The following is a 14,236-nucleotide window of genomic DNA, read 5'->3' on the forward strand; positions in this document are numbered from 1 at the left end:
TTTCACTTCTTATTTCCTAATAGCAGATTCTTGATTTCAAGTACATTGATTGCGGGTTGATATTTCTTTAATTCCGTTCCATCCCAATGATTATAGATCGCAGCTACATCAATTTTCGCTTTCCGCAACCTTTCAAAAGCGGCATTGAGTAGGGAAAGATCGGTTTTGTTCTTTTTCTTATGGTTGACCTGATCCAAGGCATAACAGACTACGGATTCCAAGACACGGTGCATCTGAGGTTTATTCAGGACCACGTAGTTCTTTGCCGTAGTTTTTTTGTTTTCAATGATTTGCGTAACTATAGCTTCCAGTTGGTTTATGGCCAGATTAGGATCGCTCAAATAATTTTGGACACTTTGAACAACCAGGTTTTTCTGGAGTTTCTCAGCAACTTGTTCTACTGCTGATCGATAGTGCATCATGCGTCTTTCTTTCAGTAGATTCAATTCTTTAGTATTACCTCGCTTTACCGTATTTAATACAGGAGCAATAGTTTTTTCTTCTTCCTTATTCTCTTTCTGGACCTTGCGGATGTAATCATAATTGGGTTGATTGTTTTGATCGCAACTGATGAATTGGTATTCACCAGGATAGGAAACCCGCCAGCAAAATGAAGCATTTACCTGGTCTAGGAAACTTTGTTGCATGCTGTAACTGTTTTCTTGGTTAACTTCACGATACAGGCAAGGATTATAGGTTTCAACCTGACTATTACATGGTTTACAAGTTTCGCAATCCACTAAATCTTCATAATTACGATGGAATAGGAAATTCAAGAAATCATCGCTGGAGAAATTTTCTATACAGGTTTTTTTCTTGGCAAGCCATTTCCTCCAGTTTTTGTATTTTGATTCAAAACAGCAATAATCATGAGGCGCTAGCCACAATATCCTCAACATTACATGGGCTGGTGCCAAACGGTATAAGATATCCTCCATTAGCATTCTTCCCGTTTTAGAGCGGAACCTTTTCGGCCATGCAGGTAGAGCTACGGTTGCAATAAAGGAATAGGGATCTATCGCTGGGACAAAGCAAATATCCGATTGATCGGAACATGGATCTTCTTGGTCAGCTTTCCAAGTGAAGCCACAATAGGAATAGGTTTCATTACAATATAGGCTTTGTCGAATTTCACAGTCTTCTTCACATCGAGGTCTGAGCAATATATGTTCGACAAACTGTAAACCTTCGGCATTAATGAGTTCTTTTGCCCGATCGACAGCCATGCACATCTCTTGCGAAGTTTCATAGCACTGAGGATTAAAGGCAATCTGCCTTCCATTAATAGAAAACTGTTCCCTATATTCCGGAAGGTTGAAATCCATTGCAATTCCAAATGAATTGCTGCTGCAATCCAGGATGGATTGATAATTTTCGAAATTGCTGAGCATATAGCTGGTCAAGCTGTACAACCGCATGGCCATATAGCAATTATCAATTGGGCAGGAAGTTTTCCAAGCCACATAACAGGTAGGCTCCTCCTCCACTGGATCTGAACAGCCACAGTTTACAGTATTCTCCTCTTTACATGAATTAAAGCCAGGCAGTTTTATTTCTATCTGATATTGATAGCCTTCATTATTTTGATTTTTGCTTCGGGTAATAGGAAAAAAGCAGAGAAAAAGTTCCAATTGCTCTTTAAATGATTCGACAGTCCAACCTTGGTTATAAGATTGGAGTATTACCTGTCCGTTTTTGTCCTTTATAAAAACAAATTCCTTTTCAACGACATATTCAATTCCTAATGCCTGTAATTCCTCCAGATAATCAAAAAGAAGGTCACAATATTCTTGGTTGTCATTTGCTCCAAACCTTTTGGTTGCAAAAGGTTTTCCGCCTTCATCGTGAAAAATCAAAGCATTATCTTCATTAGAAATAGAATAGGCATTTCTTTCATGAAAGCGTTTGAATTGATCATATAGATCAAGGACAACCTGATTTCTCTTTTTGGCCGTATCGTATGTGCATGGGTGGATCAAGAAGTCTGCACCGCAATTAATATAGAATGAAAAGCAGCAATCTTCCTTCCGCTGATATTTTCGGAAACCGATGTTGGATTGAACGGCACAGATCAGGTTCTCGACACCTGCCAGTCCCCATGCCTCTTCCTCAGTGAAAAAGCGTTGGGTACTTTCCGCCAATACTTCGCGGATATAGATCCGAAAATCACCTTTTCCATCATCATTAAAATCACAGTCAACATATAAATTGCCTGCATACTTTAAGAGCATCAAGAAAAAGAGAAAATCCTGCATAGCTGCCTCCGCAGTGGGATAATCTTTGACACTATGCCAACCTTGGGGATTCTTTGCAGAATGAAAAGTCTCAAAATAGTACAGTTCATCATTCCTTTTTATTGGATAGGCCCGCACTAATTGCATCAGCATTTGTGGAATGCTGCCTTCTCCAAATGTATTAATCTCTTCTTGAGTTACCAAAGGAATATAGACCAGGGCGGCTGTATTAGTATTCCTTTTCTCTTCGAAACTGATGAGAGTTCCGTAATTCTGCTCTACTGCCGCTAGTTCCAAAATATGGAAATAGTTATTTTCAAAAGCTTCAAGCGCCTGTTCCTTGGTAGAAAAGGTATCAAAGCTTTCGAATAGCACCAACTCTTCATTGATATGTCCGGCAGACTTGTATAGGATATTATGAGCCCGAACCTGATAGGTATATGCCTTGGTTTTTTGCTTATTTGCTCCTGACACTTCTCTTACCACCGCAGACCCTAGACATAACTGTAGATAGTTTAGTTTTCTCTTAAACAACCTGGACAATTTCATTTTGGATAAAACCGCTTCTTCCTTAGATAGAAATTGTTGCTGATAATAGGCCAAGACATGATCTTTATCCACCAGCCGGTAAATATATCGGGCAGAATTTTCTGTAGACTCTTTCCTTATGGAGGTTCTAAAGTTCTGGGATTTATTGCTATTGGCATATTGAGCAATGCTCTTCTGCGAATCTAAAGCTCGATTGATGCTTTCCTCCTGAAATTCCGGAGTATCCAAATTGACCGTAGGCAATTTACTGCTTCTGTTTTGTTGGGTCAGGATAATTCCATTCTTACTTTTACCAACCCTTAATGTTGGGGTAGCTTGTTGGAAAGCATGTGAAGCTTTAATAGCTTCTTCCTTATATGGATATTCCTTGCTACTACTGAACTTATAATTGGAGTCTTGGTCAAAGCCTAATTCATAATTAAATTTCCATCCCTTTGGAAATGAATTTGTGGACAACCTATAGGTGGCCTTTTGAAAAGAGCTGATAATCAGATCACGTAGTTCTCTTGCTTCCTCTTCGGTTTCAAATTCTGTATAACAGATGGCTTCGACCTGCTCTTGATAGACAATTTGAAGTTGCCATTTGGAATCAATGGCGGATCGGTAAAAGGCGTAGTTTTTTGAATTTCCAGCAAGTTTCAATACTAAGTATGCATTGGCTTTCGCTTCTTTGTTACTTGAAAATTCTTTTACCGCATAAAATTTAAAGGAATTGGCATGGTCCAAAATATCGTAGGTAAATTTATCGGGTTTACCAACAATGGTATTACTGATATTGATCTTAAAGGCTTTGATGTCCAAACAATTTGAATCATCCTTATCAAGATCATTGAAAGTAAGCTGAGTTATTTTAGGTTGTTTTGAATCTTCTTGAGACCAGATATTGCTGTCATTCAATTTGCTCATATTCTTTCGAGCAGCCTCCATGGCACTGACATCGGAATCAAAAGCTTCCACATAGTTCCTAAGAATACTACCGTTATGGTCCAGCAACTGTACCTTATGCGCATAACTACTGATATAAACATCTTCTACAGGCTGTTTGGAAAACATCCGATTCAGTTTAGTCCTTACCTCATCGGCCTCTTGAGAGGTTGCATATTGTTTGTAGAATGGAACACTTGAACGATCGTCATATTGCAGCACAATGCTGTACATCTTTTCGTGAGGGATATACTTTGTCCTTAACCTTTCTGGTTGGGCAAGCGAATCGAAAACCATCTGTGCAGCTTCTTCAGCCTCCTTCGGAGAATCAAACTTTTCTGACAGTTTGAAATAGGTATCCTCTGCTATGCTTAATTCAACGAGGTAATATTCATCCAACTGCTCAACAACAAAGTTGCACAGGCTGTGCAATTGCTTATTGGTGATCCCTGCAAGATATTTGGCTTCCTTCTCAAAACCAGATATATTATCATTGTTCCATTCATCTTTTAAGTAATCGTAAGCCTTGCCTCGATTGGAACTGATCTCATCATAATGGCTGAGAAAATCCTCTTTAGCTTGAATCAACTGGTTAGGTTGTTGATTGAATTGCATGAGCACATCATCCGTAAACCTTTCTGCAAATCGACTTAAGAGATGGTTTAAGAATGTATTCCTGCGTTCTGCATACAGATTATCATCTTCCAATATCAAGGCAAGATAGGACTTGAAGGAAGCCATGTTTAGTTCAATATCAAAGGAAACATGGTTTTCATCAATGATAAAACTCCTATAATTTTCTTCAAAGGAACCCACATAGGCGACTGAACTGAGATGCAGATTTGCAGCAGAAGTGGAAGGAAAGCTTATTTTACTGATCAGAGCGAAATCATCTGAAGTACCATTGAGATAATAGTAGATCTTTCCTTCAGTATCTTGGACAAAGCCATATTCATAGCTATTGTTGCTAAAGTCCTCTATTAACTGTTTGATTGCTATCTGTTGCTTGATCAATGAACTATATTGGAACTGTTGCATGGCTGGAATATCAATTGCATGGTCAATGATCAATTGGTCCAATTGACTTTTTTTAATCACGCGAATTAGGCTATCACCAACTGCTCCTAAAACTTCATTCTGATCTGTTCCGACAGCAAACCGAAGTAATTTGCTCAGCTCTGGTTTCTCGGTCAATTGATTGAGAAAATAGGTTCTTCGTTGACCATCCTCTGCCGAGTTCATGGAAAATAAGGCTCGAATGTTTTTCAGCTGGGCCAAATAGCCGGCCAATAGCTGGTCAAAGAACAGTAAATAGCCCTTTAACTGGAGTGCCTGTGCTTTCCTCAAGTTTGAGACATCATCTGGCAGTCCACCTTCGGCGATGCCATATACCCTTGGAAAATCATCCTGTAACAGGAAATATTCATCTAAGTTCTCATGGAAGGTACCAGATGGAATGGCATGGTCTAAATAAGCCGATGGCAACTGGTACAATACTTTGCCTGAATTTGCGAAATTGAGATTAAACAGTCCATCAAATTTTTTACTATCAAAATCAATCGGGATTCCGTTTTTCGTGAATTGAATACCAGAACAGGCTACCGAAAAATTAGTGATGTGATTTTCGGGGACATTAAACTTCCATGCATTTATATCACTAAACCGTCCTGTTTCGCAATTTCTTAGGGCTAGCTTATTTACTGATTTCACACCCGTAGAGGCTAAAATTACCTGATACAGGTCTGAAATATGGATTTCCTTTTTCAGTTTTAAGGCTGACAGCTCCTCTGTATCGATGAAGCCATGGCTTTCCGCAGGATTATATGGTCTACCCGCAAAAATATCTTCTATATCTTTTTGACGGTCCAAGAGTTCCTGTAGGGTGTAGAATTTTGGTACAGGTGAAATAAAATCCCTTAGCCTTTGCACGACATCCTGATAAGATTTTTCGATATCTGCGTCATTTTGCAATTCTATCACGGCACAGACACCAATATCTACCTTGCAAAGCATGGTAATATCCAAAAAGTCTTCACAGAAGTTTCTATGGGCCATCAATCTGTCTTTGACGGTTTTATTCAATGCATCTAAATAAGCATTAGCTGTTAATTTATCAGGAAAATCCTTATTCACATCCTTTTCAGGCTCAATAAAAATATGGTATAGCCCATTGAGATATTGAACGCAATCATTGTTTTGGTAATTGGTTGACTGCTGATCATATCTTGGCCTACAAAAGTCAGTTTGATCGGTAGCGACTTCTAACCAAGCATTCTTTACGCCTTCAATATCGATCAGGAACTTTCTATAATCCATTATGGTCAATGGATTACAGCTCAGGATCTCAGCAGCCGTAAAGAAATTATTATCAGCTCCGGTTTCCTTTGGATCCCTGCTGAACAAATCAATGCTTGGTAAATTAGTTCTATAGCCTAAATCAAGAAGCGAGTAGCACAGTACTTCCAGGATGGTAATACCAGGGTCATGGACATTATGATCTGTCCAGATTTTTCCAGAGAGTTTACCAAGATATGCTATTCCTTCTGTTCTTAGTTTTTCAAAATCTAAGTACGCAGGGAAACCAGCATTGTCCTTGTTTATCGTTTTCTTATTTTCTCCTTGGCTTGCCATGATCTTGCATTTTACCTATGCATAATTCCTATTACAATAATTTTCAATTGGGATGGCCGGATTGCGGCATGGTTCTGCCTCTTTGCGAGATGCCCATCTTTCACAATCTGCCTGTTCAATCTTGACATCGATATTTCCAGCAATCAGGATGGACCTTGGGCTGATCGGACAGACAACCTTATTGAAAGTACCCAATACAGAGCCTGCTTCATCGGCGTGTTTCATCCATAATTCCACGATATAATCGAGATAATCCCTTGACTCCAAGAAACCTACGATATCAGATTCGTAGATACATTGGCCAAAGGTCAGTTTATCAAATTCACCGATTGCCCAGGGAGCAAGAAATTCACGCAGATCTTGTTTCAATTTTTCTCTATAGAAAGATTCATCCATACCTTTCAGCAGTTTCACCTTCAAACAGAAGTTGACTCCCTCATACCTTGGGTTCATGATCCGAACCTTGACAAATGGGGAACTTCTTTCCTGTAGGTATTCTTGGATACTTTCAAGTAGACTTACCGGAACCCTAGGTTCAAACAATTGGGAAGCTTTCAACTTATTCATATCGGGAATAACCGCCATAATAATGTAGCCAGGGGCCATCGGAATATCGTTGACATAGTGATGCGCATCCAATGCGAAACTATGGTTCACACATTTCACTTTATATAATTGAGGAAATGCTTCCAAGACCAATCGCTCGTAATCAAATTTTTGAATTGCCCTACCCTTATGTTTTAAGAGCTCGGATACCCGGATATAGAAATGCCCTTCGGCCTCAGGCACCCTTCCAGCAAAAGAATCATAAGGTTGAGAAACAGATTTGATGGCGACATCAGCATCCTTCATCTTTGAAATCGAACCTGCTGGCAAACCTTTATCCAACCTTAACTTGTCATTCAAAGCTTCATTGGTAAAGGTTGCCTTAATGGCTTGGGTAAATAGCCCAATGGTTTCACTGACCGATTTGCTGTTTTTGGCGATTCCAGCTTTTATCCAGTGCAATCCTTTCGGAAGGACTGTGTTTTCATTGCTGATATTGGCAGGAATGGAAAACTTAATGATTCCAGAACTGGTCAGACCATCGGTATCATCTTCCAACACTTCAAATCCATTCCTTAGCGGTTTCCATTCATTGTTGTCCAAATAATGCCATGAAACCGGTTCTCTTTCTGATTCGGAATCGGCAGTTGCCTCCGCCATTTGAAAAAGTATATTCACATTGCTGCCTGGTACCAGATCCTTGAAAGCAAGAAATAAATTTCCTTCATCACAATAGGTCGGCAATAAGCTGGGTTGATGTTCTAACTGCTCGAGCTTATAGGTACCAGGAAAAGGATAGAGATGAATGAGTTCTATATCCTCCATACTTGCCGTAGCAGAGTAGTCAATTTCCATCTTTTTGATGATTGGTGTCCAAGGTTCATTCGGGATAACTGCCTGAAAGAGATCATTATTGTCAATGATATTTCGAATCTGTAGGATCTGGTTCTTCAGAAATGAAACATCACCTGTTAAATTCTTATTGGAAAGCTCTCCAAACATTGGAGGTAGAACTGTTCGACGGATCGAATCGGCTTCGGCCTCATTGATTTTACCGGCACCAATATCTCCCATTTTAGATTTAATACCATCAGATGGATTATTGACATCATCCTCCACTCTTGTGGAAACGGTTTTTGCAGTTTCGATGCTCTCCAAAATATCATTGGTGCTGAAAACTATTAGGTTGCCGGCACCATCATAGTAAATGGCATCTTCTAATTTGCTGTCGGGGAGTTTGCCCAATGCCATCATCTGCCTAGCTAGAACATAGGAATAGACCTTATGGCAGAAATCCTGCCCCTGTAGGTTAATTTTTAAAAAGCCTTCAGAGGTCCCGACTTCATATTGTTCTATTGGGGAACTGTTTTTTGAAAACTTCTGATTGAGTTCAAAAAAGGTATTCCTCAAAAAAATTGTCTGATCGAACTCACTGCTTCCAGAGCAGGTTGAACTATTATTGTTTTCAAATAGCTTCCTATCGTTATAAGTTTCCCCTTGAATGGTAACTGCCTTAGTTGTAGGAGAGCCATGCGATTTTTCCTTTATCCATTTGCCGTTTTCTAAAACGGCTAAATTGATCAAAAACTTATTTTCATCAAGACCAAATAGCCCACCTTCTTTTAAATATCCTTTATAATAATCCCTGAAGTCGGTTGGTTTTTCTTTCCAATCTAATTTAATATGGATTTCGTTCCATTTCTTGGTAAATACCTCTTGACTTCCAATAAAGAAATCTGGACCCAACAAATTTAAGTTGGTCGGATTATTAAGGTTTGGCGGGTTCTTTATATCAAAATCAATAATCTCAGGGCGAGTACCAAAGGGATAGATCGGACTATTGATGTTCTGCAAACTCTCGCTATTCTGAACAACAAAATTCTTAAGGCCACATACATTGACCTTGATCTTAGTACCTTTTGTATTAGAAATCTTAACGCTCCGGAAAAATTGATACAGGGAAACTAACTGGATTTCATCTTCAGCTTTTCTTTCGCAACAGGATTCTCGACTTGTCCACTTAACATCTTGCTCTATTTTCACTCGATCGTCAAGGTTGATTTTCATCAGTGGTAATGCGGTATCAAAACCTTCTTGGAACAGTTCCTCATCATAGTTCACTATTCCCTCTTGATCCGGACTCATTGCCAAGGAAATGTTGATTTCAAAAGTACTGGAACCACTAATGTTAGACATGGCTATTTCAACCCCTTGGTCGGGAACTAACCAGCCTTTCTTTCCAGTCAATGCGATATTGAATGCTTTGATCGGTTTAAAAATATCTTTTAGAACAGCAATTTCTTCTGCTGAAGAAATAAGTTCTCTATATTCTAAATCGGTAATGGTTTTCTCAAATAAAGCCTCTTCTAATGGATAATAACAGGAAATTTGCTTCCCAATGGGGCTGTCTTTCCATAATACCGCCTCAAGCTTTTCCTTAAGTGACTTACTGATCCCTTTTTTGACAGCTTGTGCTATGAGATCACGGTTGATCGGGTAGAATTTATCATTGATGACTGTCCGTACTCGTTCATAAAATGCAGAGACATCATTTTCATTTTCACATACATTCTGATGCAGTTTACAGGCCAAGGTAATTTCAATTTTCCGAGTGCCTTCACTCAAAAAGAGAACGGGTGAGGCAAAAACAAAACCTAACCTTGCATTTGGATAGGGTTTCAAAAACTTGCTTTCAGGATCTACGTATTTACTGAGTGCCGAACCTAAGGTTGGCCAGCTTGAATTTTGAATATCCTCAAATGGTTTTTCAACGCCATCAGCCATTTTAGCATTGCTGGACATATACACACCTTCCAAATAGCTGTTGCTTGCATGCACTTTGTTATTGAGGAAAAGCGTGCGTTGTTCGACAACATTGGCTTTATTGACCACAATCTGATCATCCAAAGCAAATTGGACCTCTACCTTATTGGCATCCTTGCTATCCTTAACTATGATCCCTTCCTTCAATAGATACTTTTGAATATGCTTTTGTATTTCAAAAACCAGATGCACTTGATCGGGAATAGCAGGTTTTGCACGCAGCAACAAGACCTCTTTATAAAAGAAATCAAGGTGTTTTTTCGTAAAAGAATTTAAATCCTGTTGCAGATATCTGAAAAGCCTCAAAAAAGAGAACAATAAGGCCAAATGTGGACTCAATTTCTCTTTGAATTCATCATTTAACGAAAGGAAACTGGGCTCTAGGCTAGTTTCAGCTGATGCATGAAGTGAATCGATGACGGTAATAAAAGATTCGCCGATAGCAAGAATTTCATTCTTCAGGGCAATCATCCTCAATCTTTTACTCTTTCCAGAATCCTGTATGGATTGTGTGGTTTTTACAGCATATAAATCTGTTAAGTCTAAATTCCATTCATCCGATTCCAGGAAACACATAAGGTTTATCGGCTTGGTCCCAAAAAACTTAACTGCGGAATTGACCTGAACTATAAAGACCTTCAAGCTGTCAGCTAGTTTATCTTTTATGATTTTATCCAATGACAACATTACAGGCAAATCGGAGCCTTCGAGCTTAGAGTTCCAGAAATAGATTTTGTAGATAATAGATCGAAAAACATAGTTTACGATCAATTGAAGGCTGGATTTTGAAGGTGATTTTTCAAAAAGCAAGTTATAGAAAGCAAGCTTTTCCCTTATTGAGTCGGCATCATATTTTAAAATGGATGTAATGGTAAAAGGCAAACTGTTCTGAAAAAAGGATTGCCAATCCGATACATTGAGATCTGCATCATAATAGTTGATATGTCTAGAGAGTTTTTCAAAATAATCCAACAGGTCTGCTAAGCTCCTTGCATCGATTTGGGCAGTCGCCCCCAACAGATCATCCATAACCCGCTGCCTTTGGCTGACACCTGGATCGTTTTGAAATGGATGTATAAGCTCTTTACATTGCATGACTTCTGACTTTTAGGAATATCCAACTTAAATTGATTTTAATGCTTCATTTAAATAGTAATCATAGACATAGTTAAACCTGGAGTTAGTTCCTGGAACGAAATACTGAATGCTGATCGTAAAGCGACCCTCAATAAGTTCCATGGAATCACTACTTGTTATTTCTATCTGTTCCACTCGGATCCTCGGTTCATAGAACAGGATGGCATTGGTCACCCTATCCTTTAGGTAGCCAATCACGGAACTGTTCAGCGATTCAAAGACATAATCAGTCAGGTCACAGCCATATTTAGGTTGCATGACCCTTTCGCCCAAAGCTGTTGACAACAGAATATTCAAGCTTTGATCGATATCTTCAATTCCGGAAACCAATTCCACCGAATTGGAGACCTTATTGAATTCGGGCGGGAAAGACCAGCCTGTTCCTAAAAATGAACTGAAAGAATTTTCCATGTCCTTTATTTTTAACCTCCTATCTGAACTGTTGTAAATCCCATTACAATGGTGCCACCATGTGCAGTCATGTCACCTTGTCTTGCTGCAGGTTTTCCACCGATCATGACGGTCATGGAACCTTGAACAATACTGTCTGGCGGACCAGTACAGACTAACAAATCACCAACAACAGCAGCAGGAACGCCTCCAATGAGGACCGTTGGTACGCCTGGACCAATAATTGGACCACCAACGTGCGGCACTGGCCCAGGATTCACCATGGGACAGGTATGCAAATCGTTTATTCTTGCTGCTGAAGCCATAACCAGTTCTATATTTCTAATTTATCTTTACCAAAGACCCTTTGATTTCGGTTACTCCATCTGAATTAATCTTTGTCATTGCTGAATTGATATTCACATTCGTATCTGATTTCAGGGTCATGGTTTTTCCTATAATTTCCATTTTGGTTCCGGCGCTGATCTTCAGTTCAGCACCAGCTTTTATTTCGATGTTTTTTGGACTTTCCATTATGACCCCATTGCTATCCATCGTTATTTTATTGCTGTTTTGATCCTTGATTTCTATTTTCTTGCCGTCTTCATCAAGGATTATACTATTCCCAGCTGGTGTATCTATGTTGATTGTCTTGGTGGCATCATTGAAATGCACACGCATATTGCTTCTGGTGAAAATTCCTTTTTCATCATTGGCATCAGCTCCTTTAAGTGGAGCTGGTTTTGCACTACTGTTCAACATGCCTAACATGATGGCATGCCTTGGATCGTTATTGATGAAACCTACGATAATCTCATCGTCAATCTCTGGTCTAAAAAAAGTACCACGATCGCTTCCTGCATCCAAGCTTGCCACCCGAACCCAAGTGCCATTTGAATTGTTTTCTATGATTGGAATCTTGACCAAGATTCGGTCTTCACCATCTGGATCATTTTCCAACTGCAGGACCTTCCCTATCTGTAGCCCTTGAATTGAACCTAACAGGCCAGCAGCAGGAAAATCATCAATATCTTGATATAAAGAAGAATACCTTGCAGGATCTAAACCAAATTGAATATTGGTATACCAAGTACCATCACCTACTTCTTGTCTTACCGCGGTCACAAAGGCCTTGCCGTTAAATCGATCACCGACACCGGCGATCTTCACCATATCTCCAGGTTTTACTTCAGCAAAACCAGTAAATCTTGCCCTGCCCCTGATTTTCGCTAATCTACTGCGCAGCATTGCCCCTTCTGCCCAAGCCTTTAGTTCTTGTTCCAAAAGGTTACCGCTATGATGGAGTAAGAACTTTTCCAATTTATTGGCAGAAGCAAGATCAGAACTGTTCACATTTCCCAATTGCGTAAATCCTGAAACTTCATCAACCTCTGCGGTAAACAATCCCTGGTTTTTATAATCCCAGGAATGAGCCTCTACTTTTGACCATTGACTGCGAAGGTCCATCTCCGCTTCAAACTCCATTATTGAAGACCCATAGGTAACCTGTAATACAGGATCAGTATCTGTTTTGGGAGATTCTATTTTCAACTCAGCATCATTCACAAACAGTAATTGTCCATTGGCCTCGGCACGCAAAGCAATAAAATCCCAATCACTGAGGTGATGCTGAATCAGTTCTTTATGTTTCAAGGGAGTAGCTTCAACATCACTCTTTAAATCTGCATAAGCACTGATGATGCTATCCATTACTTCACTGTCTTTTTGGTCTAGATAATATTTGCTTTTCCTTCCCAAGGTCATTCGCATTGCGGCATCTTTACATTCGATCTGCAATTGCGTATTTCCATTTTCTTTAACCTTTACCTGTTGTTTCGTGATGATGCCTTTAAATGCTTGTTTATTGTCGCTATCAAAACCCAACTTGATTTCAATCGCTCTGCCGGGTAAAAAATCCTCCTTGTTGCTGATTTCAAAACTGCCTAATGCGGCATCACCATCTTTTAACAAAATCTTTGCAGTGGGTATCCGATTGACTTCCTTATCAATGGAGATACTGAGTATTTCGTAAGAAGAATCCATTTTAGACCCACCCAATGATATTTCATATGAAATAGTATCATGTTGGGACGGATTCGGTATGATGAGCTCTTCCATTAGTTTTCGTTTTTATTAAAAGGAGGAAAATATATATCATTTCCTGGTTGTAACCTTCTTATTGAGGTCAGACCATTAGCTTTCGCAACCTGTAAAAAGTACTTCGGATCATTGTAAATACCATAGGTCATCAGATCCAATCGATCACCTTGTTTGATTACTCGGTGATGGGTCAAATCTGGAGATGAGGGATTGTCCTCTGCCATGCGCTGCTCGCGAGACTGGTAATCCAGAAAAGTTGCGGATAACCTTGCCCGCAATGGTGTACCATCAGGCTTAAATAAGGTAAAATTCACATCCAGATTTGCTAATACACAGCGGAATCGAATCTCTGAACCCCAGATAATCAACAAAAAATTGGGGCGGTGGATGTCACCTTGGTAATTATAGGCACAGTCCATGAAGATTTTCAATTGCTCGTTGACGGGTTTGGTTTTGTATTCCTCCCAATAGCCTTCCATGGTTCCGGTACCATCCAAAATAAAATCAAGCTTCAGTTCCTCTGGCGCAGTAGATTTAAATTTCACTTCTGAAGAGCCAGACCCGTGAGGTCTTTGTACATCGTGTTCAATTTTAAAGTTCTTTGAAAAAGCCTCAGGATTGATCGGGGCTACGAATGCTGGCTTATTGGTTTGCTCCACACCCTTAACCTGAAACTGCCTATCTGTAAAAGAATAGATCAACAGTTTCTCCAATTTCCCCGAACTATAATTAGCGCTCATTTTTGTCCTTAATAATATCCAAAACTTTATCTACGCAAATCTTGATCAGCTCCTCTGATGCAGTGACACCATTATCCTGAGAACCTCCATTTCCTTCAGGGGAAGCAAGATCCTGAACAACCGTCGCCTTAATGACCAACTCCCTAACTTCAACTGGCATAA

7 protein-coding genes are annotated in these 14,236 nt (G+C 39.6%); all 7 read right to left on the reverse strand.

Going from position 1 to position 14,236, the window contains the following annotated elements; genetic code table 11:
* Positions 1 to 2 precede the first annotated feature (2 nt).
* Genes NLF99_RS06900 through NLF99_RS06930 form a run of 7 tightly spaced genes read right to left on the reverse strand, consistent with a single transcriptional unit; the run spans position 3 to position 14,234 of the window.
* The gene (locus tag NLF99_RS06900) at positions 3 to 6,338 is read right to left on the reverse strand and encodes a hypothetical protein (protein WP_254527328.1); all 6,336 of its coding nucleotides are present in this window, start codon (positions 6,336 to 6,338) and stop codon (positions 3 to 5) included.
* Between the two features lie 15 nt (positions 6,339 to 6,353).
* Positions 6,354 to 10,802 (reverse strand): hypothetical protein, encoded by a 4,449-nt coding sequence (locus tag NLF99_RS06905; RefSeq protein ID WP_254527330.1) that lies wholly within the window; start codon positions 10,800 to 10,802, stop codon positions 6,354 to 6,356.
* Positions 10,803 to 10,829: 27 nt separating this feature from the next.
* Positions 10,830 to 11,255 carry a GPW/gp25 family protein gene (locus NLF99_RS06910; protein WP_185212333.1) on the reverse strand — a complete coding sequence of 142 codons (426 nt, stop codon included), beginning with the start codon at positions 11,253 to 11,255 and terminating at the stop codon, positions 10,830 to 10,832.
* Between the two features lie 11 nt (positions 11,256 to 11,266).
* A complete protein-coding gene (locus NLF99_RS06915; protein ID WP_185212334.1) occupies positions 11,267 to 11,560 on the reverse strand; it encodes a PAAR domain-containing protein in 294 nt (97 codons plus the stop codon).
* 16 nt (positions 11,561 to 11,576) lie between these two features.
* The gene (gene vgrG / locus NLF99_RS06920) at positions 11,577 to 13,352 is read right to left on the reverse strand and encodes a type VI secretion system tip protein VgrG (protein WP_254527332.1); all 1,776 of its coding nucleotides are present in this window, start codon (positions 13,350 to 13,352) and stop codon (positions 11,577 to 11,579) included.
* On the reverse strand, positions 13,352 to 14,074 hold the full coding sequence (locus tag NLF99_RS06925; RefSeq protein WP_185212336.1) for a hypothetical protein: 723 nt from the start codon (positions 14,072 to 14,074) through the stop codon (positions 13,352 to 13,354). The genes vgrG and NLF99_RS06925 overlap by 1 nt, the downstream gene beginning before the upstream one ends.
* A complete protein-coding gene (locus NLF99_RS06930; RefSeq protein WP_185212337.1) occupies positions 14,064 to 14,234 on the reverse strand; it encodes a DUF5908 family protein in 171 nt (56 codons plus the stop codon). Before NLF99_RS06930 ends, NLF99_RS06925 begins: the two co-directional genes overlap by 11 nt.
* Between the last annotated feature and the right edge of the window lie 2 nt (positions 14,235 to 14,236).

It is taken from the genome of Sphingobacterium sp. LZ11T8 (assembly GCF_024261425.1).
In the GTDB taxonomy this organism is placed as follows: domain Bacteria; phylum Bacteroidota; class Bacteroidia; order Sphingobacteriales; family Sphingobacteriaceae; genus Sphingobacterium.